The 23,504-nt window shown below is 62.4% G+C and carries 20 protein-coding genes; 15 read left to right on the forward strand and 5 right to left on the reverse strand.

Features of this window, described 5'->3' with window-relative positions:
• Window positions 1-84: 84 nt before the first annotated feature.
• The 3 genes from AC07YV_RS06245 to AC07YV_RS06255 are packed head-to-tail and all read right to left on the reverse strand — an operon-like array spanning window position 85 to window position 2,011.
• Complete coding sequence (locus AC07YV_RS06245; RefSeq protein ID WP_102698914.1) at window positions 85-456, reverse strand: MerR family transcriptional regulator; 372 nt, start codon at window positions 454-456, stop codon at window positions 85-87.
• A 49-nt stretch (window positions 457-505) separates the two neighbouring features.
• Window positions 506-1,084: an NAD(P)H-dependent oxidoreductase gene (locus AC07YV_RS06250; protein ID WP_102698913.1), complete on the reverse strand. Its 579-nt coding sequence runs from the start codon at window positions 1,082-1,084 to the stop codon at window positions 506-508.
• Between the two features lie 42 nt (window positions 1,085-1,126).
• Window positions 1,127-2,011 carry a LysR family transcriptional regulator gene (locus AC07YV_RS06255; RefSeq protein WP_102698912.1) on the reverse strand — a complete coding sequence of 295 codons (885 nt, stop codon included), beginning with the start codon at window positions 2,009-2,011 and terminating at the stop codon, window positions 1,127-1,129.
• Window positions 2,012-2,226: 215 nt separating this feature from the next.
• Here AC07YV_RS06255 and AC07YV_RS06260 point away from each other — a divergent pair, with 215 nt between their 5' ends.
• The gene (locus AC07YV_RS06260; RefSeq protein ID WP_102698911.1) at window positions 2,227-2,991 is read left to right on the forward strand and encodes a sulfite exporter TauE/SafE family protein; all 765 of its coding nucleotides are present in this window, start codon (window positions 2,227-2,229) and stop codon (window positions 2,989-2,991) included.
• Here the strand turns inward: AC07YV_RS06260 and AC07YV_RS06265 are convergent.
• Complete coding sequence (locus tag AC07YV_RS06265; RefSeq protein WP_102698910.1) at window positions 2,981-3,295, reverse strand: putative quinol monooxygenase; 315 nt, start codon at window positions 3,293-3,295, stop codon at window positions 2,981-2,983. The genes AC07YV_RS06260 and AC07YV_RS06265 overlap by 11 nt on opposite strands.
• Before the next feature lie 163 nt (window positions 3,296-3,458).
• Between AC07YV_RS06265 and mdaB the strand changes: the two genes are divergently transcribed.
• The 8 genes from mdaB (at window position 3,459) to AC07YV_RS06305 (ending at window position 12,376) form a co-directional block, all read left to right on the forward strand.
• Window positions 3,459-4,049, forward strand: coding sequence for an NADPH:quinone oxidoreductase MdaB (gene mdaB, locus AC07YV_RS06270; RefSeq protein WP_102698909.1), 591 nt, complete (start codon window positions 3,459-3,461; stop codon window positions 4,047-4,049).
• Between the two features lie 244 nt (window positions 4,050-4,293).
• Window positions 4,294-5,205, forward strand: coding sequence for a LysR family transcriptional regulator (locus AC07YV_RS06275; RefSeq protein ID WP_007973212.1), 912 nt, complete (start codon window positions 4,294-4,296; stop codon window positions 5,203-5,205).
• Window positions 5,206-5,308: 103 nt separating this feature from the next.
• Window positions 5,309-6,202 (forward strand): NAD-dependent epimerase/dehydratase family protein, encoded by an 894-nt coding sequence (locus AC07YV_RS06280; protein WP_102698908.1) that lies wholly within the window; start codon window positions 5,309-5,311, stop codon window positions 6,200-6,202.
• Window positions 6,203-6,404: 202 nt separating this feature from the next.
• Window positions 6,405-7,850: a SulP family inorganic anion transporter gene (locus AC07YV_RS06285; protein ID WP_095965975.1), complete on the forward strand. Its 1,446-nt coding sequence runs from the start codon at window positions 6,405-6,407 to the stop codon at window positions 7,848-7,850.
• A 185-nt stretch (window positions 7,851-8,035) separates the two neighbouring features.
• Window positions 8,036-9,385 (forward strand): GntT/GntP/DsdX family permease, encoded by a 1,350-nt coding sequence (locus AC07YV_RS06290; protein ID WP_102698907.1) that lies wholly within the window; start codon window positions 8,036-8,038, stop codon window positions 9,383-9,385.
• Window positions 9,386-9,399: 14 nt separating this feature from the next.
• The gene (locus tag AC07YV_RS06295) at window positions 9,400-10,260 is read left to right on the forward strand and encodes a MurR/RpiR family transcriptional regulator (protein ID WP_007973204.1); all 861 of its coding nucleotides are present in this window, start codon (window positions 9,400-9,402) and stop codon (window positions 10,258-10,260) included.
• 1 nt (window position 10,261) lies between these two features.
• Complete coding sequence (locus tag AC07YV_RS06300; protein WP_102698906.1) at window positions 10,262-11,719, forward strand: N-acyl-D-amino-acid deacylase family protein; 1,458 nt, start codon at window positions 10,262-10,264, stop codon at window positions 11,717-11,719.
• Window positions 11,720-12,007: 288 nt separating this feature from the next.
• Window positions 12,008-12,376, forward strand: coding sequence for a glyoxalase superfamily protein (locus tag AC07YV_RS06305; RefSeq protein ID WP_008047543.1), 369 nt, complete (start codon window positions 12,008-12,010; stop codon window positions 12,374-12,376).
• A gap of 27 nt (window positions 12,377-12,403) precedes the next feature.
• Here AC07YV_RS06305 and gliR read toward each other — a convergent pair whose 3' ends face one another.
• The gene (gene gliR / locus AC07YV_RS06310; RefSeq protein ID WP_102698905.1) at window positions 12,404-13,432 is read right to left on the reverse strand and encodes an AraC family transcriptional regulator GliR; all 1,029 of its coding nucleotides are present in this window, start codon (window positions 13,430-13,432) and stop codon (window positions 12,404-12,406) included.
• A 210-nt stretch (window positions 13,433-13,642) separates the two neighbouring features.
• On the opposite strand from gliR, the gene AC07YV_RS06315 reads away from it, so the two are divergent.
• The 6 genes from AC07YV_RS06315 (at window position 13,643) to AC07YV_RS06340 (ending at window position 23,474) form a co-directional block, all read left to right on the forward strand.
• The gene (locus AC07YV_RS06315) at window positions 13,643-15,238 is read left to right on the forward strand and encodes an FAD-binding oxidoreductase (RefSeq protein WP_102698904.1); all 1,596 of its coding nucleotides are present in this window, start codon (window positions 13,643-13,645) and stop codon (window positions 15,236-15,238) included.
• Between the two features lie 5 nt (window positions 15,239-15,243).
• Window positions 15,244-16,833, forward strand: coding sequence for a glycerol-3-phosphate dehydrogenase/oxidase (locus AC07YV_RS06320; RefSeq protein ID WP_102698903.1), 1,590 nt, complete (start codon window positions 15,244-15,246; stop codon window positions 16,831-16,833).
• A gap of 20 nt (window positions 16,834-16,853) precedes the next feature.
• Window positions 16,854-18,422 (forward strand): FGGY-family carbohydrate kinase, encoded by a 1,569-nt coding sequence (locus tag AC07YV_RS06325; RefSeq protein WP_102698902.1) that lies wholly within the window; start codon window positions 16,854-16,856, stop codon window positions 18,420-18,422.
• 239 nt (window positions 18,423-18,661) lie between these two features.
• Window positions 18,662-19,963, forward strand: a complete 1,302-nt coding sequence (locus tag AC07YV_RS06330) for a phospholipase C/P1 nuclease family protein (protein ID WP_102698901.1) — start codon at window positions 18,662-18,664, stop codon at window positions 19,961-19,963.
• 41 nt (window positions 19,964-20,004) lie between these two features.
• Entirely contained in the window at window positions 20,005-21,960 is a 1,956-nt protein-coding gene (locus tag AC07YV_RS06335) for a DUF1302 domain-containing protein (protein ID WP_173900793.1), read from the forward strand.
• 140 nt (window positions 21,961-22,100) lie between these two features.
• The gene (locus AC07YV_RS06340) at window positions 22,101-23,474 is read left to right on the forward strand and encodes a DUF1329 domain-containing protein (protein ID WP_102698898.1); all 1,374 of its coding nucleotides are present in this window, start codon (window positions 22,101-22,103) and stop codon (window positions 23,472-23,474) included.
• Window positions 23,475-23,504: the final 30 nt, after the last annotated feature.

Consider the following 23,504-nt stretch of genomic DNA (forward strand, 5'->3'; position numbering starts at 1 on the left):
AAGAACTGAAGTCGCACCCTATAGCGCCTGTCCGTGGGTCAGTTGTCTGTGCTCGACACTGAGCTGTCCAGAAACGCACAGCCCTCAGAGATGGGTCAACGGGCAGTCGAGCCTGGATTGTTCGAGGCTGCTTTCGAATTCGACCAATTGCGCGTGCTGTTGCGACAGCGCTGCTATCCGTTCGGCGATTTCCCGTTTTTTGCTGGCGATGACCTGATGGGCCCGTTCCCATGGCAACTGCGGGCCCTGTTGTCCGGCGAAGGCTGAGTGCAATTCCTTGAGCCTGAAACCCAGCTGCTGGGCACATTTGATGAACATCAGCAGATCGACGCTGTGCTGGTCATAGATGCGGTACTTGCCCTGACGTCGAGCGGCAGGCAGCAGGCCAATCGATTCGTAGTGACGGATGCTTTTGACAGTGGTTCCGGAACGTTGCGCGGCTTGGCCGATGTACATGGGAAGGTCCTTTTCTCCGAGGATAAAGCTCGGTGCATTATCGACCGACTCAAGCGCTGGCGATAGCTTCGGCCTGGCGTAACCAGGCTGCATGCCGGTCTGCGCTGGCGCCGAGAATGGGCCCGAAGGTGAGGGTGCGGGTTGGCTTGATGCCACAGAATTCCAGCGTGGTTTTACGGACCTGATGCAAACCGGGCATGCGGTAGATCCAGCGGTAGTACCAGGGCGGTGTGTCCATGGTCACCAGCAAGTGGGCGGTTCGGCCGCGCAGGAGTTTGTCGGGGAAGGCTTTGCCCTGGCGATACTTGAAGGCAAAACCCGGCAAGAACACCCGGTCGAAAAAGCCCTTGAGCAAGGCCGGTACGCCGCCCCACCAGATCGGATAAACCAGCGTCAGCTGTTCGGCCCACAGGATGTCGGCCTGGGCGTTACGCAAGTCGGCCTCCAGCGGCTGGACCTGCTGATAGCCTTCGCGCAGCACCGGGTCAAAATCCAGGGTGCCAAGAAACAACTGACGCACCTCATGCCCGGCGCGCACGGCCGACAGTGCGTAACGCTCGGCAAGGGCGGCGCAGAAGCTGTTGCTGGACGGATGCCCGAGGATCACCAGTATTCGTTTGCCCATCATCGCTGCCCTCGAAGATCAAACCTCAAGGATAAAGTCTGCCCCTCAGGGGAGAGTCAAGGCGTGCAGCAGGGCCTTGGCATAACCGGGCAGTGCGGCGAAGTCCCGTGCACAGAGCAGCAATTTGCGTTGGCCCCAGGGTTCTTGCAGGGCGAGGCTCTTGAAGGACAGTCCGCCTGACCCGCGCTCGACCGCGGCCAGCGGCACAATCGCCAGGCCCGCGCCACGGGCGACCATGCGCATCACGCCATCGAAGCCATCGGCACGGATGCGGATCTGCATGCGCAGGCCTGCGTGCAGCGCCTGTTCTTCGAGATACACCGCCAGCGCGCTGTTGGCATTCAGGCCGACGTAATCGTGATGCAGCGTGTCGGTGAAGCTCACCGAAGTTGCCTGTGCCAGGGAGTGATCTCGGGGGATGATCAGTACCAGCGGATCATCGCGGAATGCTCGGGTCTGCAAGTCATCGGTGTCCACCGCGTCGGAAACGATGCCCAGGTCCGCCGCGCCCTGGCGCAAGGCGTGGGTGATGCGGGCGCTGGGCAGTTCCTGCAGGTCGATGTCGAGGTTGGGGTGGCTGTGCAGGAAGTCCGCGAGCAACTCCGGCAGGTACTCGGTGATCGCCGTGGTATTGCACAGCAACCGCACCTGGCCTTTGACGCCCTTGGCATATTCAGCCAGTTCCTGTTGCAGGCGTTCGGCCTGTTGCAGCAGAACCCGGGCGTGCCGGGCCAGGGCATCGCCGGCCGGCGTCGGGCTGACCCCGCGACGGTTGCGCTGAAGAAACTCGACGCCCAGCGATGCCTCCATGGCGCGAATTCGTGCACTGGCCGCCGCGAGTGACAGATGGCTGCGTGTGGCGCCGGCGGTGATGTTGCCGGAGTCGAGGATGTTCAGGTACAGGCGCAGGTCGGTCAGGTCGAAGTGCATTGTCATTCCCGGTTTATTTGCTGTCTGGACTGGCCCCTTCGCGGGCAAGCCCGCTCCCACAGTGGTTATGTGTCGTTCACAAATCCCCTGTGGGAGCGGGCTTGCTCGCGAAGGGGCCTGTCGCTTCAGCGAAATTCTCAGCCTCTGTCAAAGCAAGAGGCAGCCTCAGTATATGGCAGATTTTCAATCAACCCTCGCGGGCCCACCATAGCCCCATGAACACACTCTCGGCGTTTTACCAGAATCTCGGATTGGCCCTGTCACTGCTGGTGATCGGCACCTTTGTGCTGGCTGGCATGATCAAGGGTGTGATCGGCCTCGGCCTGCCAACGGTTGCCATGGGACTGCTCGGTCTGGCTATGGCCCCGTCACAGGCAGCCGCACTATTGATCATTCCGGCAACCCTCACCAACGTCTGGCAACTGGCATTCGGCGGGCATTTGTCCGGGCTGGTCAAACGACTGTGGCCGATGTTGCTGGCGATTTTCATCGGCACCGGGGCAGGCACGCTGTGGATCGGCATGAGCGGTGGCCATTGGGTGGTGCGAGGGTTGGGCGCTGCGTTGTTGCTGTATGCGCTGAGCGGATTGTGCCTGCCGACCTTGCACGTAGGATCCCAGCGTGAAGGCTGGCTCGGTCCGCTGTGTGGCCTGCTGACCGGCGTCATCACGTCGGCCACCGGCGTGTTCGTGATTCCGGCGGTGCCCTACCTGCAAGCGCTGGGTTTGAGCCGGGACGAACTGGTGCAGGCGCTGGGCCTGTCGTTCACCGTCTCGACCCTGGCCCTGGCCGGTGGCTTGCTATGGCGCGGCGCGCTCGGCGGGGGCGAGTTGAGCGCGTCGCTGCTGGCGCTGATCCCGGCCATGCTCGGCATGTGGCTGGGGCAATCGCTGCGCCAGCGGATCAGCGCCCTGTGGTTCAAGCGCGTGTTTTTCGTTGGCCTGGGTGTGCTTGGCGGCCATTTGCTGATCAGCGGCTAGCGGACGACGGGCTGATCATGTCGATGGCGCGGATTTCGAAGTCCCGTTCCAGATACTCATCGCGCTGCTCGAGGAATTGCTTCATGTGCGGCAGGTTCGAGTGCACGTCCAGATGGGTCTGGGACTGCCAGATCTCGTAGAAAATGAACAGGGTCGGGTCCTGTTTGTCGCGCAGCATGTGGTATTCGATGCAGCCGGGTTCGGCGCGGCTTGCTTCCACGTAGCCGCTGAAAAACGCTTCGAAGGCGTCGGATTTTTCCGGACGGGTCTTGGCGTGCAGGATGAAGCCCTGGATTTCACTCATCTACATCTCTCCTCAAGTCAGAATGGGCCCCAGTCTAAGGCAACAATCGCCTGTTGATTCGTGCTTGTAGGTCAAATGAATTTTGCCAAATCGACGCTTATTCCGCGCGAGGCCGACCGGTACTCTGCCGCCATCGAATTCCCGACCCTTCCCGAGACCTTCCATGAAAAAAGTCCTGTTGCTCAACGGCGGCAAACAATTTGCGCACTCCGACGGCCGCTACAACACCACCCTGCATGAAGCCGCGTTGAGCGTGCTGGATCGCGGTGGTGTGGATATCAAAACCACCTTCATCGACGAGGGCTACGACGTCGCCGAAGAGGTGGCCAAGTTTCTCTGGGCCGACGTGATCATTTACCAGATGCCCGGCTGGTGGATGGGCGCGCCGTGGACCGTGAAGAAGTACATCGATGAAGTCTTCACCGAAGGCCATGGCAGCCTCTACGCCAGCGACGGCCGCACCCGTTCCGACGCCTCGCAGAAATACGGCAGCGGCGGCCTGATCCATGGCAAGCAGTACATGCTGTCGCTGACCTGGAACGCCCCGCAGCAAGCCTTCGACGACCCGACCGATTTCTTCGAAGCCAAGGGCGTGGACGTGGTGTACTTCCCGTTCCACAAGGCCAACGAGTTCCTTGGCATGACCGGTTTGCCGACGTTCCTTTGTGTGGACGTGATGAAGCGCCCGAACATCGAAGGCGATGTGGCGCGTTATGAGCAGCATTTGACTGAGGTGTTTGGCCTCAAGGCATGACGCTCGGCTACTATCGATACCTGAAGCGAGCGCTGAACTGTGGCGAGGGCGCGCTTTTGTGGCGAGGGAGCTTGCTCCCGCTGGTGCGCGAAGCGGACCCATAACCGGCGCATGCGGTGATTCAGATACTGCGCGTTTGCTGACTTTGCGGCGGCTCCGCCGCCGAGCGGGAGCAAGCTCCCTCGCCACAATGGTTCCTCTCAACTCAAAAGAAGCGGCGCAGGACTATCGATAAGGGACACACGTGAAAGCCAGATCCGATGAATTGCAGATATTCGTCTGCGTGATTGAATGCGGGTCGATTTCTGCGGCGGCCGAGCAGGTCGGGCAAACGCCTTCGGCGGTCAGTCGTACGCTGTCGCGGTTGGAGGCCAAGCTCGACACCACCTTGATCAATCGCACCACGCGACGCATGGACCTGACCGAGGAGGGCAAGTACTTCTTCGAGCACGCCAAGCGCATTCTCGATCAGATGGACGAGCTCGAAGAGCGCCTGTCCTCACGCCAGCAAACACCGTCCGGGCGCCTGCGGATCAACGCGGCATCACCCTTCATGCTGCACGCCATCGTGCCCTACATCGATGAATTCCGCAGGCTCTACCCGGACATCCAGCTCGAACTCAACAGCAATGACTTGATCATCGACCTGCTGGAACAGAGCACCGACATCGCCATTCGCATCGGCACCCTGACCGACTCGACACTGCATGCCCGCTCCCTCGGTTGCAGCCCGCTGCACATCGTCGCCAGCCCGGCCTACCTGGAAAAACACGGTACACCGCAAGCCGTGGCTGACCTGGCCGACCATACGCTGCTGGGGTTCACCCAGAACGAAGGCCTCAACCAATGGCCGCTGCGTTACGTGCATGGCGATCGCTGGCCGATCCAGGCGTCGATCAGTGCCTCCAGCGGCGAGACCATCCGCCATCTGGCACTGGACGGCCAGGGCATCGCCAGCCTGTCGCACTTCATGACCATCGAGGACATTCGTGCCGGACGCTTGAAAGTGTTGCTGGCTGAATTCAACAGCGGCTACCGCCAGCCGATCAATGCGGTGTACTACCGCAACTCGCAACTGGCCTTGCGGATTCAATGCTTCCTGGACTTTATCCAGGGCAAGTTGGCGGATTATGCGAGCGCAGACTTCAAGGGCTGATTCGTGACTCCTGCGCAAGAGTGAATTGGTCCAGCAGGGATTTTTCGTCAGTCATCGCTACCGGATACTCCTTGCATCACTTATCCACGCAGGGAGATTCTCCATGAACGTATTCGTTACCGGCGCTGCCGGATTTATCGGCGGTTCCATCGCCACGGGCCTGGTCCAGGCCGGCCACGCTGTCACCGGTCTGGTGCGCAGCGCCGAACAAGCCGATGAGCTGCGGGCACTGGGCATTTCTGCGGTGGTGGGCAGTCTGGACGACCGCGATCTGTTGACCGATCAGGCGCTCGCTGCCGATGCAGTGATCAACGCGGCCAGCAGCGATCATCGTGGTGCGGTGGAAGCCCTGCTCGATGCCTTGCGCGGCTCTGGCAAAGTGTTCCTGCACACCAGCGGTTCGAGCATTGTCGGTGATGCCTCGGGCGGCCAATCCAGCGATGTCATCTACTTCGAAGACAACCTGCCGGAACCGACCGTCGACAAGGCGGCGCGCGTGGCCATCGATAACCTGATCCTGGCGGCGGCCATGGAGGGGGTGAACTCGGCAGTGATCTGCAACACCTTGATCTACGGTCATAGCCTGGGCGTCCATCGCGACAGCGTGCAGTTGCCGCGCCTGCTCAAACAAGCGCGCAAAAGCGGCGTGGTGCGCCATGTCGGCACGGGCCGCAACATCTGGTCCAACGTGCACATCGAGGACGTGGTTGCGCTGTACCTGCTGGCGCTGACCAAAAATGTACCGGGCACCTTCTACTTCGTTGAAAGCGGTGAAGCGTCGTTCATCGACATGACCACCGCGATGGCCCGGGCGCTGAACCTGGGCGAGCCGCAGGACTGGCCGCTCAAGGATGCCGAAGCCGAGTGGGGCTACGAAATGGCCAACTATGGTCTGGGTTCCAACAGTCGGGTGCGCGGCAAGCATGCGCGGGATCTGTTGGGTTGGGTGCCGAAGCGGACTTCGGTGGTTGAGTGGATTCGCGACGAGATGGTGTGAGTTCGCTATAGACCGCTTCATCGTTCTTCGCGAGCAAGCCCGCTCCCACATTCGATCGCATTCCTTCTGACGGAGCGCGATCAATTGTGGGAGCGGGCTTGCTCGCGAAGCTTTTTCAGCAGCCCATTAACTGGTCGGGCCGTCCTCGATTCCGTAACATCCGCACACTCTTTTTCGTCTCTCCCTGTGTGCGGTCCCCCCCATGAAAGCAAAACGTCTACGCGCCGATGTCCTGGCCGGGCTTACCACGTCCTTCGCCCTGTTGCCCGAGTGCATCGCTTTCGCCCTGGTGGCCCATCTCAATCCGCTGATGGGGCTCTATGGCGCGTTCATCATCTGCACCCTGACCGCGTTGTTCGGCGGGCGACCGGGCATGGTGTCCGGCGCGGCCGGCTCGATGGCCGTGGTGATCGTCGCGCTGGTGGTGCAACACGGCGTGCAGTACTTGCTGGCCACGGTGTTGCTGGGCGGGCTGATCATGATGGCGTTCGGGCTGCTCAAGCTCGGCAAGCTGGTGCGCATGGTGCCGCACCCGGTGATGCTCGGCTTCGTCAACGGCCTGGCGATCATCATTGCCCTGGCGCAACTGGAGCATTTCAAGGACGGTGAGGCCTGGTTGAGCGGCACGCCGCTGTACATGATGCTTGGCCTGGTCGCGGTGACCATGGCCGTTGTCTACGTGCTGCCGCGCCTGACCCGCACCGTGCCGCCGGCGCTGGTGGCGATTCTCGGCGTGGGCCTGGCGGTGTATCTGCTTGGCTTGCCAACCCGCACCCTGGGCGACATGGCACACATCGCCGGTGGCCTGCCGACGCTGGCGCTGCCGGACATCGCGTGGAATCTGGACACCCTGCGCATCATCGCGCCCTATGCGATCCTGATGGCGCTGGTCGGGTTGCTGGAAACCCTGTTGACCCTCAACCTCACCGACGAAATCACCGAGAGCCGTGGCTACCCGGACCGCGAGTGCGTGGCGCTGGGGGCGGCGAATGTGGTGTCCGGTGCATTCGGCGGCATGGGCGGTTGCGCCATGATCGGCCAGACCGTGATCAACCTCAGTTCCGGTGGCCGCGGGCGCTTGTCCGGGGTGGTGGCCGGGGTGTCGATCCTGCTGTTCATCCTGTTTCTGTCGCCGCTGATCGAGCGCATTCCATTGGCCGCGCTGGTCGGAGTGATGTTCGTGGTGTCGCAACAGACCTTCGCCTGGGCCTCGTTGCGGGTGCTGAACAAGGTGCCGCTCAACGACGTGCTGGTGATCATCGCGGTAACGGTGATTACCGTGTTCACCGACCTGGCCACCGCGGTGCTCTGCGGCATCATCATTGCGGCGCTGAACTTTGCCTGGCAGCAGGCCCGCCAGCTGTATGCCGACAGTCATCTGGAGAATGACGGCAGCAAGCTGTACCGGGTGCATGGCACGCTGTTCTTCGCCTCGACCACACCCTTTCTCAATCAGTTCGATCCGGCCAACGACCCGGCGCAAGTGACCCTGGATTGCCAGCACCTGAGCTTTGTCGACTACTCGGCCATCGCCGCGCTGGGCACCTTGCGCGAGCGCTACGCCAAGGCCGGCAAGCACTTGCGGGTGCTGCACTTGTCCGAGCGCTGCAAGAAATTGCTCAAGCGCGCCCGGATGCAGCACGACTGAAATCAAACAGGCAGGCGCGATGAAAATCCGCCTGCCTGATTTTCATTATTTGCGACAACTCATACCTCTGCGCGACACCTCTTACCTCTGCACGAAAATTACTTTCATCTCGTTTGAAAATCGCCTTCCGAAATGTTTTAAGAGTTTCACAAATATTTCGACGTGACCCTCTCGAGGAGTACCGCATGACCCTGTCCTTCGGCTATTGGCTGCTGGTGTATGCCGCCGTTGCCATCATCGCGCTGATCGTTCTGATCGCCCGTTACCGGCTCAATCCGTTCATTGTCATCACCCTGATTTCCCTTGGCCTGGCGCTGGTCGCCGGGATGCCGCCGTCCGGCGTGGTGGGGGCGTACGAGGCCGGTGTCGGCAAAACCCTGGGGCACATCGCACTGGTGGTGGCGCTGGGCACCATGCTCGGCAAGATGATGGCCGAGTCCGGCGGCGCCGAGCAGGTGGCGCGGACCTTGATCGACCGCTTTGGCGAGAAGAACGCGCATTGGGCGATGGTGACCATCGCGTTTCTGGTGGGGCTGCCGCTGTTCTTCGAAGTGGGTTTCGTCTTGCTGGTGCCGATTGCCTTTACTGTGGCGCGGCGCGTGGGCGTGTCGATCCTGATGGTCGGCTTGCCGATGGTCGCCGGGCTCTCGGTGGTGCATGCGCTGGTGCCGCCACACCCGGCGGCGATGCTGGCGGTGCAGGTGTATCAGGCGTCGGTGGGGCAGACGTTGATGTACGCGATCCTGATCGGCATTCCGACTGCGATCATTGCCGGTCCCCTGTACGCCAAGTTCATCGTGCCGCGCATCCAATTGCCGGCGGAAAACCCGCTGGAGCGCCAGTTCCTCGAGCGTGAACCGCGCGACAGCCTGCCGGGTTTCGGCATCACCATGGCGACCATCCTGTTGCCGGTGGTGCTGATGCTGATCGGCGGCTGGGCCAATCTGATTTCCACACCGGGCAGTGGTTTCAATCAGTTCCTGCTGTTCATTGGTAACTCGGTGATCGCGCTGTTGCTGGCCACCTTGCTGAGCTTCTGGACCCTCGGCCTGGCCCAGGGCTTCAACCGCGAATCGATCCTCAAGTTCACCAACGAATGCCTGGCGCCGACCGCGAGCATCACGCTGCTGGTGGGCGCCGGTGGTGGCCTGAACCGGATCCTGGTGGACGCCGGCGTCACCGACCAGATTGTCGGCCTGGCCCACGAATTTCATCTGTCGCCGCTGTTGATGGGCTGGCTGTTTGCTGCGCTGATGCGCATCGCCACCGGTTCTGCCACTGTGGCCATGACCACCGCTTCAGGCGTGGTCGCACCGGTGGCCATTGGTCTGGGTTATCCCCATCCGGAGCTGTTGGTGCTGGCGACAGGTGCCGGGTCGGTTATCTTTTCCCACGTTAACGACGGCGGTTTCTGGTTGATCAAGGAATACTTCAACATGACCGTTGCCCAAACCTTCAAGACCTGGACCGTGCTCGAGACGTTGATCTCGGTCATTGCCTTCGGACTGACCGTTGGCCTTTCCTACCTGATTTAGCCGGAGCCACTTGCATGGACATCCTCTACCAGATCCGCGCCCGCCAGGATTCCTTCAGCGCCGGTGAAGGACGCATCGCCCGCCTGATGCTCGACGATGTAGGCTTCGCCGCCTCCGCCAGCCTCGATGAGCTGGCGCTGCGGGCAGAGGTCAGCAGCGCCACGCTGTCGCGTTTCGCCCGTACGGTCGGCTGCAAGGATCTGCGTGATTTGCGTTTGCAGCTGGCCCAGGCCAGCGGTGTCGGCAGCCGGTTTCTCGACCCGGCGGGCACCCCCGAGCAGTCGGCGTTCTACGGGCAGATTGTCGGTGACATCGAATCGACCTTGCGCCAGCACCTGGCGGCATTCGATGAGTCGCGTTTCGCCGATGCGGTCAAACTGCTGGGCAAGGCGCGGATGATTCACGCCTTCGGCATGGGCGGCTGCTCGACCCTGTGCAGCGATGAACTGCAAGTGCGCCTGGTGCGCCTGGGCTATCCGATCACGGCGTGCCACGATGCGGTGATGATGCGCGTCACCGCCGCCAGCCTCAGCGCCGAACAGGTGGTGATTGTCTGCTCGCTGACCGGGATCACCCCGGAACTGATTGAAACGGTGGAGCTGGCGCGCAACTACGGCGCGCGCATCCTGGCCATCACTCGCGGCGATTCGCCGCTGGCGCAACTGGCCGACATCGTCCTGCCGCTGCAAAGCGCCGAAACCTCGTTCATCTACAAACCCACGGCGGCACGCTACGGCATGCTGCTGGCCATCGATGTGCTCGCCACCGAGCTGGCCCTGGCCAACCCTGAAGACAATCAAGAACGTCTGCGGCGGATCAAACTCGCCCTCGACGAATACCGCGGCGGCGACGATCACTTGCCGCTGGGAGACTGACATGCAGTACGACACGCTGATTCGCAACGCCCTGATCATCGACGGCAGCAACAGCCCCGGTTACCCCGCCGACGTGGCCATTCTCAACGGGCGCATCGAGCGTATCGGCGACTTGCGCGATGCCCGTGCCAATGAAGAAATCGACGCGCAGGGCCATGTGCTGGCGCCGGGTTTCATCGACGTGCACACCCATGACGACACCGTGGTCATTCGCCAACCGCAGATGCTGCCCAAACTCAGCCAGGGCGTGACCACGGTGATCGTCGGCAACTGTGGGATCAGTGCTTCACCGGTGAGTTTGCGCGGTGATCCGCCGGACCCGATGAACCTGCTCGGCACGGCCGCTGCATTCGTTTACCCGACCTTCCGCGACTATCGGGCGGCGGTCGAAGCGGCGAACACCACGCTGAACGTCGCCGCTTTGGTGGGTCATACCGCGTTACGCAGCAACCACCTTGACGACCTGTTCCGCACTGCCACGGCTGATGAAATCAGCGCGATGCGCGAGCAACTGCGCGAGAGCCTTGAGGCCGGTGCGTTGGGCCTGTCCACCGGCCTTGCCTATGCCAGCGCCTTCTCGGCATCGACCGATGAAGTGATGCAACTGACCGAAGAGTTGACCGCGTTCGGCGCGGTCTACACCACCCATTTGCGCAGTGAGTTCGAGCCGGTGCTGGAGGCCATGGACGAGGCGTTCCGGATCGGTCGCCATGCGCAGAGCCCGGTGATCATTTCCCACCTCAAATGTGCCGGTGCCGGTAACTGGGGGCGCAGTCCGCAACTGCTGGCGTCCCTGGAAGAAGCAGCGAAATCGCACCCCGTGGGCTGCGATTGCTATCCGTATGCCGCGAGTTCATCGACCCTGGACCTCAAGCAGGTGACCGATGCCCACCGCATCACCATCACCTGGTCGACGCCGCACCCGGAGATGGGCGGCCGCGACCTGATGGACATCGCCGCCGAATGGAACCTGTCGTTGCTCGATGCCGCCCGTCAACTGCAACCGGCCGGTGCGGTGTACTACGGCATGGATGAGGCGGATGTGCGCCGGATCCTCGCGCATCCGCTGTCGATGGTCGGCTCCGATGGCTTGCCGGAAGACCCGTTCCCACACCCACGCCTGTGGGGCGCATTCCCCAGGGTACTCGGACATTTCAGCCGTGACGTAGGACTGTTCCCGCTGCACACCGCCGTGCACAAAATGACCGGGCTGTCGGCGGCACGCTTCGGTTTGAAGGAGCGCGGTGAGATCCGCGAAGGCCATTGGGCGGACCTGGTGTTGTTCGATCCGGCGACCATCCGTGATGTCGCCGACTTCAACGATCCGCAGCGGGCGGCACAAGGCATCGAGGGCGTATGGGTCAACGGTGTGTTGAGTTACCGCGATGGCCAGGCCAACGGACGCAGGGAAGGGCGGTTTTTGGCGCGGCAAGGGGATTTGCGTGACGGGTTTCATTGATTGAGGCGGGGCGAAAAGATCGCTCCCTGTAGGAGCTGCCGCAGGCTGCGATCTTTTGATCTGCATCACATAGTGGCAATGTGCAATTAAAGAATCCCCCCACCCAGCCGAATTGCTGACATCAAGCCCGGCCATCATTGCGGTTCGGCGGTTACGTATTTTGTAGGAGCGAGCTTGCTCGCGATGGACAAAAGAGCGCCGCGTTTATCCAGTAGAGACGCGTCATCGTTAACGACCATCGCGAGCAAGCTCGCTCCTACAGGTCTTTCATTGTCTGGGAGCAATCCGATGAGCTTCGGCAAAACCACTCCGGTCCTGCGTATTTTCGACGAAGCCAAGGCAGTGGAGTTCTACGTCGACTTCCTCGGTTTCAAGATCGACTGGCAGCATCGACTTGAAGCGGATTTCCCGCTGTACCTGCAAATCTCCCGTGGCGATTGTGTGCTGCACTTGTCCGAACACCATGGCGACAGCGCACCGGGCTCTGCGCTGCGGATCGAGACGGATGAGCTGGAGCAGTTTCAACAGCAATTGCTGGCCAGGGAATACAGGTTTTCCCATCCACAGATTCAGGCCATGCCCTGGGGCAGCCAGGACATGACCATCGCCGACCCGTTCGGCAATCGGTTGGTGTTCACCAACGCGATCAGTCTCTGAACCTTCAACCCCTGAACCTTCAGCCCTTCAGCCTTCGTTCGGCACCCGGTGGGTTTGGCGAAACTCGCCGGGCGGCATCCCGCGCCGGCTTTTGAACGTGCGGTGAAACGAGCGGGGTTCGGTGAAACCCAGGTATTGGGCGATGTCCTGAATCGGCAGGGTGCTGTTGAGCAGGTAATGCTCGGCCAGTTCCTGGCGCAGGTCATCGAGGATCTGCTGGTACGACGTACCGGCCTGATGCAGCTGGCGTTGCAGCGTGCGCACGGACACGGCGAGATGCTCGGCCACCTGCTCCTTGCGTGGCAGGCCCTCCTTTAGCAGCTGGCGCAGGATGCTTTTGACCCGCTGTTCCAGCGACGCGTCCTCCAGTGTGGCCATCAACCCCTGGGCATGTTCTTCCAGCGTGCGCAGCAATTGCGCATCGGCCTGGCGCAAGGGCAACTGCAAATACGGCAACGGCACAATCAGCGCCGAATAAGGCTGGTCGAACAGTACCGGGCAGTCGAAGAACTGCTCGTACTGTGCCAGCGTCGTGTCGGCCGGGCAGGCATGTTCCAGCCAGACGGCGGCCGGCGACAGTTGCGTGTCGGCGATCCAGCGCGCGTATTGCAGCCAGGAGCCGAGCACGTTTTCCACCAGGTGCCGGCGAATTCGCGGGCGTTGATGGCGGCAGGTCCAGATCAGGTGCACGTCGCTGCCTTGCACCTCGGCGCGGCTGACACCCATGTCTCCCACCAGCTTCTCGAACGGCATGATGCGGCTCATCGCATCGCCCAGTGTCGCGCAGTTCATGGTGATGTAACCCAGCACGCTCCAGGAGTTGGGCAACACAAAACGCGCGGCGTTGAGACCGAACAACGGATCGCCCGAGTGTTCGCAGAAATAATCGAGCAGCCGTTCATGGGCTTCGCCGGGCAACCGCAGGCTGTTGTCGCTCAACTGCTGTGCCTGCAACCCGGCAGCCGTCAACGCAGGCTCGATGGCCATGCCCAGTTGTTCGGCATGACGCAGGTATTTGAGCAGCGGCGGAACGGAGGTGAAGCCCAGGGATTGCATGATCGTATTCCTTTGATCAAGGCCCGCGTGCGCGGATGAATGCCCTGAAAGGTAATTTGAAACCACGGCTAAAGTAAATGGCTGACGCCTGCGCGACGTTTGACTCAATTGGCTACTCGAACTGGCCCGATGCGACCGTGACACTTTCCGGCGGCTGACTAGTATGGGGGCCTGAAATATCACTGATAAGAACCGCAAAAGGACACACGCATGCGACGCTGGAACGGCTGGGGAGATGCAACCACGGTGGTCGAACTGCCGGCCCAGGGCGCGAGTTTTCTCGCCCGGCGGGTAGGTGACGGTCGAGCGCTGCCCGATGCGACGCTTGAGACGGCATTGGCCCGCGTGCCCCCGTCGCGGTTGCAGCAACACTTCCTGTACAGCGTGGATGCCCATGATCGTTTGCTGCATGCTCGCGGCCAGAGCCTGCCGGACTGGCTGGCGTTGCGTGAAGGCGAGCTGGGCAATTATCCCGACGCCGTGGCCTATCCCACGAGCGCTGAGCAGATTCGCCGTTTACTGCTGCTCGCCCATGAACAGGACCTGTGCCTGATTCCCTATGGCGGCGGCACCTCGGTGGCCGGTCACATCAACCCGCCGAGTTCCGCGCGGCCGGTGGTGACGGTTTCCCTGGCCCGCATGAGTCGCCTGCTGGACCTCGACGAAGAGAGCCTGCTGGCCACCTTCGGCCCCGGCACCAGTGGCCCGCAGGTGGAAAGTCAGTTGCGCGCCCGTGGTTACACCCTGGGGCACTTCCCGCAATCGTGGGAGCTGTCGACCCTGGGCGGTTGGGTCGCCAGCCGTTCCAGTGGCCAGCAGTCATTGCGTTATGGGCGAATCGAGCAATTGTTCGCCGGCGGGACCCTGGAAACCTTTGCCGGACCTTTGGACATTCCCTCCTTTCCGGCCTCGGCGGCCGGCCCCGATCTGCGCGAAGTAGTGTTGGGTTGTGAGGGCCGTTTCGGGATCATTTCCGAGGTGAAGGTACGGGTCAGCGCACTGCCCGCCGATGAACGTTTCTACGGTGTGTTCCTGCCCGATTGGCCCAAGGCGCTGCAAGCCATCCGCCAGTTGGCCCAGGCGCGGGTGCCGCTGTCGATGCTGCGCCTGTCCAACGCGGTGGAAACCGAAACCCAGCTGGCGCTGGCCGGTCACCCGCAGCAGATCGCCTGGCTGGAAAAGTACCTGGCCCTGCGCGGCGCCGGCGAGGGCAAATGCCTGCTGACGTTCGGCGTGACCGGCAACCGTCGGCAAAATGCGCTGTCCCTGCGTCAGGCCCGGCAGCACCTCAAGGCGTTCGGCGGGGTATTTACCGGCACCTTGCTCGGCAAGAAGTGGGCACAGAACCGCTTCCGCTTTCCCTACCTGCGCGAGAACCTGTGGAACGCCGGTTACGTGGTCGACACCCTGGAAACGGCCACCGACTGGAGCAACGTCGATAACCTGCTCACCCTGATCGAAAACAGCTTGCGTGACGCCTTGGCGGCGGAAGGCGAGCGGGTCCACGTGTTCACCCACCTGTCCCACGTCTACGGCGAAGGGTCGAGCATCTACACCACCTACGTGTTTCGCCCGGCGGCGGATTACCCCGCCACCCTGGCGCGCTGGCAGGCACTCAAGCAGGCGGCCAGCCAGACCATCGTCGACAACCACGGCACCATCAGTCACCAGCATGGCGTGGGCAAGGACCACGCGCCATACCTGATGCGCGAGAAGGGCGCGCTGGCGATGGACACCCTGCAGGCACTGAGTCGGCACTTCGATCCGGCCGGGCGACTGAACCCTGGCACGCTGTTGCAGGAGTGACGGCCATGAGCCTGGACTGGAACGCGGCGTGGCGTCAGCAGGTGCTGCCGACGCTGGCGGCTGAAACCTGGGACCTGATCGTCATCGGCGGCGGCATCAGCGGCGCCGGCATCCTGCGCGAAGCCGCGCGCCGAGGGTGGCGTTGCCTGCTGCTGGAGCAGCGCGATTTCGCCTGGGGCACCTCCAGCCGCTCTTCGAAAATGGTCCATGGCGGCTTGCGTTACATCGCCAAGGGCCAGTGGCGCCTGACCCGCGATTCGGTGCGTGAACGCCAGAGGCTGCTGGACGAAGCGCCGGGGCTGGTCGAGCCGATAAGTTTCATGATGCCGCATTACCGTGGCGGTTTTCCCGGCCCGCGGGTGCTGGGTGGATTGCTGTCCATCTATGACGCGTTGGCCGGGCGGCGCAGCCATCACTTTCATGACGCGCAGCAACTGCGGTATCTGGCCCCCGGGGTGAAGGAAGATGACCTGCTGGGCGCCACCTGTTTTGTCGATGCGCTGACCGATGATGCCCGCTTGGTGATACGCGTATTGGGCGAGGCCCGGGCCGACGGCGCCGTGGTGCTCAACGGCGTGCGCGTGCAGCAATTGCTGCGTGAGGAGGGGCGCGTTTGCGGGGTTCAGGTCGAAGACTGCGAGGGGGGCGGATCACTGACAGTGCGTTGTGGGGTGTTGGCCGTGGCCACCGGCGCGTGGGCCGAGCGCTTGCGCCTGCCCGATGCGCCTCGCCAGTTGCGCCCGTTGCGTGGCAGTCATCTGTTGTTGCCGGGCTGGCGCCTGCCCGTGGCGCAAGCCTTCACCTTCCTGCATGAGCGTGACCGTCGACCGGTGTTCGTTTTCCCTTGGGAGGGTGCCACGGTGGTCGGCACTACGGACCTCGATCATCGCGAGGATCTGGATCAAAGCGCGAGTATCAGCGCTGAGGAACTCGATTATCTGCTGGCGGCTTGTACTCAACAATTTCCCGGCGCTGAAGTGGTTGCAGCCGATGTGCTGTCGACCTGGTCGGGCGTGCGCCCAGTGGTGGGCAACGTGGCGGGTGAACTCAAACCGTCGAATGAAACCCGTGAGCATGTGCTGTGGCAGGAACCGGGTTGCGTGACCCTGGCCGGCGGCAAGTTGACCACCTTTCGCCCGCAGGCGATCGAAGTGCTCAGGGCCTGCGCGAGCATGCTCGAACGGCCCTTCAACGATGATGCCGCGCCGGTGTTCGCCTTCGTGCCGCCGCTGGCGATACCGGGGCTCAGCGCCAGCCAGTGGCGGCGCCTGGCCGGGCGGCATGGTCGTGACCTGCCGAGGCTGGCGCAACTGATCGCCCGATTGGGCCATGAAACGGTAGGCAGCACGGACACCTTGTGGGCGGAACTGGCCGTTGCCTGCGAGGCGGAAATGGTTCTGCATCTCGATGACCTGCTGCTGCGCCGCACCCGCCTGGGCCTGCTGCTGCCGCGTGGCGGCGAGGATTGTTTCGCGGCCATTCGCCAACTCTGCCAGCCACGACTGGGCTGGGACGATGAGCGTTGGCAGCTGGAGGTACAGCGATATCGGGCGTTGTGGCAACGCCATCACGGATTGCCGGATGCCACGCATTGATGCCCATTGAAGAGAGCTCCATGGATAACCACCCGAACAAGCGTTACCTGTTGGCCATCGACAATGGCACCCAGAGCGTGCGCGCGCTGCTCTTCGACCTGCAGGGCAATCTGCTGGGCAAGGGCAAGGTCGAGTTGCAGGCCTATTACTCGGCACAACCGGGGTGGGCCGAGCAAGACCCGGAGTATTACTGGGAGAAGCTGGGTGAAGCCTGCCAGCAGGTGTGGCAGCAAACCGGGATCGATCGCTCGCAGATTGCCGGCGTGTCCCTGACCACCCAACGCGGCACGGTGATCAACGTCGACGCCCAGGGCAAGCCTTTGCGCCCGGCCATTCTGTGGCTCGATCAGCGTCAGAGCGAAGTCGAAGGCGGTATCAAGGGGCCGTGGGGCTGGTTGTTCAAACTGGTCGGCGCGCAAGCCACGGTGGACTACTTCCGCGCCCAGGCCGAGGCCAACTGGATCGCCCGCCACCAGCCTGAGGTGTGGGCGGCGACCGACAAGTTCCTGCTGCTCTCGGGGTTTCTCACCCATCGTCTTTGTGGTCGCTTTGTCGATTCCGTGGGCTGTTGCGTCGGTTACTTGCCCTTCGACTTCAAACGCCTGAAATGGGCCGCACCCACCGACTGGAAATGGCAGGCGCTGGCGGTGCGTCCCGAGCAACTGCCGAGTCTGCACAAGCCCGGTGAAACCCTCGGCTACATCAGCGCCGAGGCCAGCCGCCACACCGGCATTCCCGAGGGGCTGCCGCTGATTGCCGCGGGGGCCGACAAGGCCTGCGAAGTCGTGGGTTCCGGCGTCGTCGACGCCGGCACCGTGTGCCTGTCCTACGGCACCACGGCGACGATCACCAGCACCCGCTCGCGCTACCTGGAAATCGTCCCGTTGATTCCGCCTTACCCGTCGGCGGTGCCGGATCAATTCAACTGCGAGGTGATGATCTATCGCGGCTACTGGATGGTCAGCTGGTTCAAGAACGAGTTCGGCCTGCGGGAAATGCAGCAGGCCAAGGCCCAGGGCGTGGAGCCCGAGCAGCTCTTCGATGCGCTGGTCGAGGCCGTGCCGCCGGGCTCCATGGGGTTGATGCTGCAACCCTACTGGTCGCCCGGCATCCGTGAGCCGGGTGTGGAAGCCAAGGGCGCGATGATCGGCTTCGGCGACGTGCATACCCGCGCGCACATTTACCGGGCGATCCTCGAAGGCCTGGCGTATGCCTTGCGCCAGGGCATGGAGAAGATCGAGAAGCGTTCGGGGGTCTCCGTCACGCGCTTGCGTGTCGCCGGTGGTGGTTCCCAGAGTGATGCCGCGATGCAACTCACGGCGAACATTTTCGGCCTGCCGGCCGAGCGTCCGCATGTCTACGAAGCCTCCGGCCTGGGCGCGGCCATTTGCTGCGCGGTGGGGCTGGGGCTGCACGCGGATTTCCCCACGGCGATGGCCGCCATGACGCGGGTCGGAGCGGTCTTCCTGCCGCAACCCGAGGCGCAACAGGTCTATGAGCGACTGTACAAAGAGGTCTACCTGCGCATGTATCGACAGCTCAAGCCGTTGTACCAGAGCATCCGCAAAATCACCGGTTACCCCGCCTAGTAAAACACCCGGGAACCCTGTGGGAGCGAGCTTGCTCGCGATGACGGCAGTACATTCGATATCAATGGTGACTGACCCACCGCCATCGCGAGCAAGCTCGCTCCCACAATGACCTTCGGTGTTTTTTGCGCCGTGCATGTGGCGCTATCGGAGAACTTTTCTGGTGAGATTGGACAGTGTCAGGGGACGGGGCGGTTGTTAGGCTCAACCCTCACTGCACATCCAATAAGAACCAGGCAATGAAGCTGACATTCCTCCTGTTGCTGCTTTGTGGAACGGCGCCGATGGCGTGGGGCTGGTCCAACCATACGGTGGGCAGCTACCTGGCGTTGCAGGACCTGCCGGCCTTGCGCGATGCACCGCAGGTCGAAGTCGAGCCTTTGGAACAGTTTCTCTCGCAACAATACGAGGCCGTGAGCGCGTTGCTCGACGAGCAGGAGCGCTTCGCCCGCGAGCACTTCGCCCAGTACCCGCCGCGCCCCGACAACCTGCGATTGCCAGCCGTGCCTGGGGACAATCTGCGCCACGACTTCCTCACCGCACTGCGCATCAATCCACAGATTCATCTGGCGATGGTCATCCAGCCGATGCCGGGCAAGGATCAACCCGAGCGTGAACACCTCAAGGCCGAGCAGGTCATGGTCGAGCAGACCCTTTCGCCGTGGAATCGCCAGCGCTTCATCCGCGTGTCTGACAACGAAAAAGTCGCGCCCCTGGCCGTGTTGGCCAGCGCAGCCGATGAGCCGGATTACGGCCATGACATCAACCTGTTCAGCGACAACCCCGGCGATGTCGGCGCGCTGTACGGCTTCGGTCCGCAGCCGTTCGGTGACGCGCGGTTTCAGTACAGCTCCCAGGCGCCGTTCCACATGGGGTTCTTCCATGAAAGCCCGGTGGTGTACGCCGCTGCGGGATTTCTCGAACGCAGTTGGCCCGACTGGCGCGCCTATCAATACATGGGATTGGCGCGACTGGCCTTTGCCACCGGCCATCCTTATTGGGGTTATCGCTTTCTCGGCTGGGGCCTGCACCACATTCAGGACCTGACCCAGCCTTATCACGCCAAGCCATTGCCCGGTGTCGACCTCGCCAGTCTTCTTCTGCTGGAAGGCAAGGCACTGGCCGGTTTCGCGGCCGACAAGCAGGCGTCCATCGAACGTGTTGCGACCCGGCACATGGAAGTGGAGAAGTATCAGTCGAGCTGGTTGCGTCGTTTGCTGCGCACGGGCCAGCCCCATCCGATGCTCGACGCCTATGCCGATTCTGCCCAGGACGCCCGTTACCCGCCGTACTCGGTGGACTACCTGCGCGAAGTGGTGAGTGCCGAGTCCGTCGACGCGTCCGCTGCGTTCGATGAAGCCATCGGCCAATGGCTGGACACAGCACCGATCACCGGCGATTTCAGCCGCGGTAATCAGCTGCAGCGCGAAGACTTCGACCACCCGGCACTTAACCGACAGCTGTTCAAACTGCTGGGACGTTTCGGCGCGCACAGCCGGATTTATGCCGGTGCGGGATTGTCGCCCCAGCCATCGCAGTAACGCACACAAAAACAATAAATCCAGGGAAAGAGGAGCAGATCATGAGCACTCGATTTCGCCTGTCTGGCGCGGCGCTTCCCGGCGTGGGCCTGGCAGGGCTGCTGCAACTGTGCGCGGTCGACGGCGTGCAGGCCGAGGAGTTCAGCGTGCTGGACAACCAGGTCACCGGTTCATTCGACAGTACCTTGTCTTATGGCCGCTTGTGGCGGGTCCAGGGCCGGGACAAGAACAACGACGACGTCAACACCAACGACGGCAATCGCAACTTCGACACCGGGCTGGTTTCCGAGGTGTACAAGATCACCTCGGAGCTCGAAGCCAACTATCAGAACTACGGGATGTTCGTGCGCGGTACCGCGTTCTATGACACCCAACTGATGGACAAGCGCAACGATTACTACGGCAACAACAACCCGTCGCAACCCAGTCAGAGTTTTCCCCAGGACGACCATTTCACCAGCCAGACCCGCGATATCGCCGGCAGCCGGGTGGAGTTGCTCGACGCCTACCTCTATGGCAATTGGGACGTGGCACAGATGCCGGTCACCGCACGTATCGGGCGCCAGGTGTTCAACTGGGGCGAGGGGATTTTCTACCGTGGCGGGATCAACACCACCAACCCGGTGGATGCGGCCAAGTACCGTCTGCCCGGGGCCGAAGTCAAGGAAGTGCTGGTCCCGGTGGAGGCGCTCAGCTTCAACATCGGCCTGACCGACAGCCTGACCATGGAAAGCTTCTACCAGACCAACTGGAAGGAAACCCGCATCGACCCGGTCGGCACGTTCTACTCGCAGACGGACCTGTTCGCCGACGGCGGCAACACCGCCTACAACAACTTCAGCGGTACCGCGCTGGACACCCCGGTGCCCGGCTTCGGCAACGTGATTGATCTGTATAGCGCACTGGGCAACAACCCGCTGCTCAACCAGGCCCTGAGCACCACCGGCCTGTATGCCAACGGGGTCACCCCGACCTTTGGCAACACCGTCAAGGTGGCCACGGTCGGCAAGGATTTCAACGCGCGCAACGACGGCCAGTTCGGTTTCGCTTTTCGCTACATCGCAGAAGCACTCAACAGCACCGAGTTCGGGTTGTACATGGTCAACTACCACGCCAAGGAGCCGACCATTTCCGCCGATCTGGGCGGGTACCAGGGCATCGACATGAATGCCCTGACCAACCTGTTGGCCGGTGTCGCCGGCAGCCAGGCGGGGCAGTTGGCCAACGGCCTGGCGACCGTGGATGTGCTGGGCAATATTCAGGCGCACCGGCGCTACGCCGAAGACATCCGCATGTACGGCTTCAGTTTCAACACCACCCTGGGCCAGGCGTCGGTGTTCGGTGAAGTGGCTTATCGGCCGAACCTGCCCATCGGGATCGCCGCCACCAACGACCTGATCGGCGACCTGGCCAACGGCGCTGCCGCAGCGGCAGGCGGCCAGACCATCAACATCGGCGGGCAGCAGGTCACGCTCGACAGCCAGATCAATAACGCCGAGCGGGTGGAAGCGTTCAACACGTCCCTGGGCACCATTTACAACTTTGGCCCGAGCCTGTCGTTCGACTCGATGTTCGGCGTATTCGAGCTGGCGTCCGAGCACCTGCGCGGCAGCAGCCTGCAATACACCGCTTATGACGGCAGCAACCGTTACTACGCGGGCACCGGCAACTTTTCCTATGTGTCCGGTGGCGAGCGCGACGACCAGGTCAACCGCAACTCCTACAGCTACACGGCGATGCTCAACGGCACCTGGAACGACGTGTATGCCGGGGTCAACGTCTCGCCTTATGTCGTCTACAAGGATGACTTCGAGGGCAACAGCTATCAGGCGGGCAATGTCATCGAGGGCCGCAAGGCCTACACCCTGGGGATCAAGGCCAACTACCAGAACAGGCTGGAGGCCGAGCTGCAATACACCGAGTTCTATGGCGGCGGGCAGGACAACGGCCTGCGTGACCGCGACAACATCGGCTTCAACCTCAAGTATTTCCTTTGATTGTTGCGCACAACCCCCTTGTGGGAGCGGGCTTGCTCGCGAAAGCGGTGTATCAGGTGACACCTGTGCTGGATGTGCCGCCCTCTTCGCGAGCAAGCCCGCTCCCACATTGGATCTTTTGTGTATTTCGGAGAACGTCCATGTTTGACTTACCACGACTGACCAAGACCACGCTGGCGCTGTTCCTGAGCCTGGCCGCCGGCAGCGCGCTGGCCGCGGTCACGCCCCAGCTGGCCGAACAACTGAAAACCACCCTGACCCCAATGGGCGCCGAGCGTGCCGGCAACGCCGCCGGGACCATTCCGGCCTGGGCTGGCGGCATCACCCAGGCACCGGCGGGCTACAAGCCAGGCCAGCATCACCTGGACCCGTATGCGGCGGACAAGCCGCTGTTCACCATCACCAAGGCCAACCTTGAACAGTACAAGGCCCACCTCAGCCCGGGCCAGATCGCCCTGTTCAATAGCTACCCCGACACCTTCCAGATGCCGGTCTATCCCTCACGCCGCTCTGGCTCGGCGCCGCAGTGGCTGTATGACAACACCTTGAAGAATGCGACTGCGACCAAGCTGCTCGATGGCGGCACCGGTTTTGCCGATGCCTATGGCGGTGTGCCGTTCCCGGTGCCCAAGGATGGGGTCGAGGTACTGTGGAACCACATCACCCGTTATCGCGGTATCTATGTAGTCCGTCGTGCCTCCGAAGCGCCGGTGCAACGCAACGGCAGCTTCGCGCTTGTGACCTCGCAGCAGGAGGGGCTCTTCAACTATTACCGCCCGGGCGGGCAATTCGCCGACCTGAAAAACATCCTGTTTTACTACCTGGCCTTCGTGAAAAGCCCGGCCCGCCTGGCGGGTGGTGCGGCCTTGGTTCACGAGACCCTGGACCAGCTCAAGGACCCGCGTCAGGCCTGGGTCTACGATGCAGGCCAACGCCGTGTACGCCGGGCGCCGAACCTCGCGTATGACACCCCGATCGCCTCGTCCGACGGCCTGCGCACGGCGGACGATACCGACCTGTTCAACGGCTCGCCGGACCGCTACGACTGGAAGCTCAAGGGCAAGCAAGAGGTCTACATTCCCTACAACAACTACAAAGTCGGCAGCCCCGAGGTGAAGTACGCGCAGCTGCTCACACCGGGCCACCTCAACCCGCAGTACACCCGTTATGAGCTGCACCGGGTCTGGGTGGTCGAAGGCACGCTCAAGCCGGGCGCGCGGCATATCTATTCCAAGCGCGTGCTGTTTCTCGACGAGGACAGTTGGGGTGCCGCCTTGGTCGATCAGTATGACGGGCGAGGGGAGCTGTGGCGGGTGTCGATGGCCTACCTGAAAAACTTCTACGACCTGCCCACCACCTGGAGTGCGCTGGACGTTTTCCATGACCTGCAGGCGCGTCGTTACTACGTGCAGAACCTGGATAACGAAGAGCAGGGCACCGTGGACTTCGCCCAACCGGTGCCGGAAGACGCGTACTTCATGCCGTCGGCATTGCGCCAGCGTGGGACGCGGTGATATTGGCCATTCGGAAGATTGCCGGGTTTT

The organism is Pseudomonas sp. GW456-E7, from assembly GCF_059424105.1.

Coding starts and splice junctions, on each gene's coding strand:
- AC07YV_RS06315 (WP_102698904.1), top strand. CDS start 13,643: ATGCGACGCTGGAACGGCTGGGGAGATGCAACCACGGTGGTCGAACTG.
- AC07YV_RS06325 (WP_102698902.1), top strand. CDS start 16,854: ATGGATAACCACCCGAACAAGCGTTACCTGTTGGCCATCGACAATGGC.
- AC07YV_RS06330 (WP_102698901.1), top strand. CDS start 18,662: ATGAAGCTGACATTCCTCCTGTTGCTGCTTTGTGGAACGGCGCCGATG.
- AC07YV_RS06335 (WP_173900793.1), top strand. CDS start 20,005: ATGAGCACTCGATTTCGCCTGTCTGGCGCGGCGCTTCCCGGCGTGGGC.
- AC07YV_RS06255 (WP_102698912.1), bottom strand. CDS start 2,011: ATGCACTTCGACCTGACCGACCTGCGCCTGTACCTGAACATCCTCGAC.
- AC07YV_RS06250 (WP_102698913.1), bottom strand. CDS start 1,084: ATGATGGGCAAACGAATACTGGTGATCCTCGGGCATCCGTCCAGCAAC.
- AC07YV_RS06265 (WP_102698910.1), bottom strand. CDS start 3,295: ATGAGTGAAATCCAGGGCTTCATCCTGCACGCCAAGACCCGTCCGGAA.
- AC07YV_RS06260 (WP_102698911.1), top strand. CDS start 2,227: ATGAACACACTCTCGGCGTTTTACCAGAATCTCGGATTGGCCCTGTCA.
- AC07YV_RS06280 (WP_102698908.1), top strand. CDS start 5,309: ATGAACGTATTCGTTACCGGCGCTGCCGGATTTATCGGCGGTTCCATC.
- gliR (WP_102698905.1), bottom strand. CDS start 13,432: ATGCAATCCCTGGGCTTCACCTCCGTTCCGCCGCTGCTCAAATACCTG.
- AC07YV_RS06295 (WP_007973204.1), top strand. CDS start 9,400: ATGGACATCCTCTACCAGATCCGCGCCCGCCAGGATTCCTTCAGCGCC.
- AC07YV_RS06320 (WP_102698903.1), top strand. CDS start 15,244: ATGAGCCTGGACTGGAACGCGGCGTGGCGTCAGCAGGTGCTGCCGACG.
- AC07YV_RS06245 (WP_102698914.1), bottom strand. CDS start 456: ATGTACATCGGCCAAGCCGCGCAACGTTCCGGAACCACTGTCAAAAGC.
- AC07YV_RS06290 (WP_102698907.1), top strand. CDS start 8,036: ATGACCCTGTCCTTCGGCTATTGGCTGCTGGTGTATGCCGCCGTTGCC.
- AC07YV_RS06340 (WP_102698898.1), top strand. CDS start 22,101: ATGTTTGACTTACCACGACTGACCAAGACCACGCTGGCGCTGTTCCTG.
- AC07YV_RS06285 (WP_095965975.1), top strand. CDS start 6,405: ATGAAAGCAAAACGTCTACGCGCCGATGTCCTGGCCGGGCTTACCACG.
- AC07YV_RS06305 (WP_008047543.1), top strand. CDS start 12,008: ATGAGCTTCGGCAAAACCACTCCGGTCCTGCGTATTTTCGACGAAGCC.
- AC07YV_RS06300 (WP_102698906.1), top strand. CDS start 10,262: ATGCAGTACGACACGCTGATTCGCAACGCCCTGATCATCGACGGCAGC.
- mdaB (WP_102698909.1), top strand. CDS start 3,459: ATGAAAAAAGTCCTGTTGCTCAACGGCGGCAAACAATTTGCGCACTCC.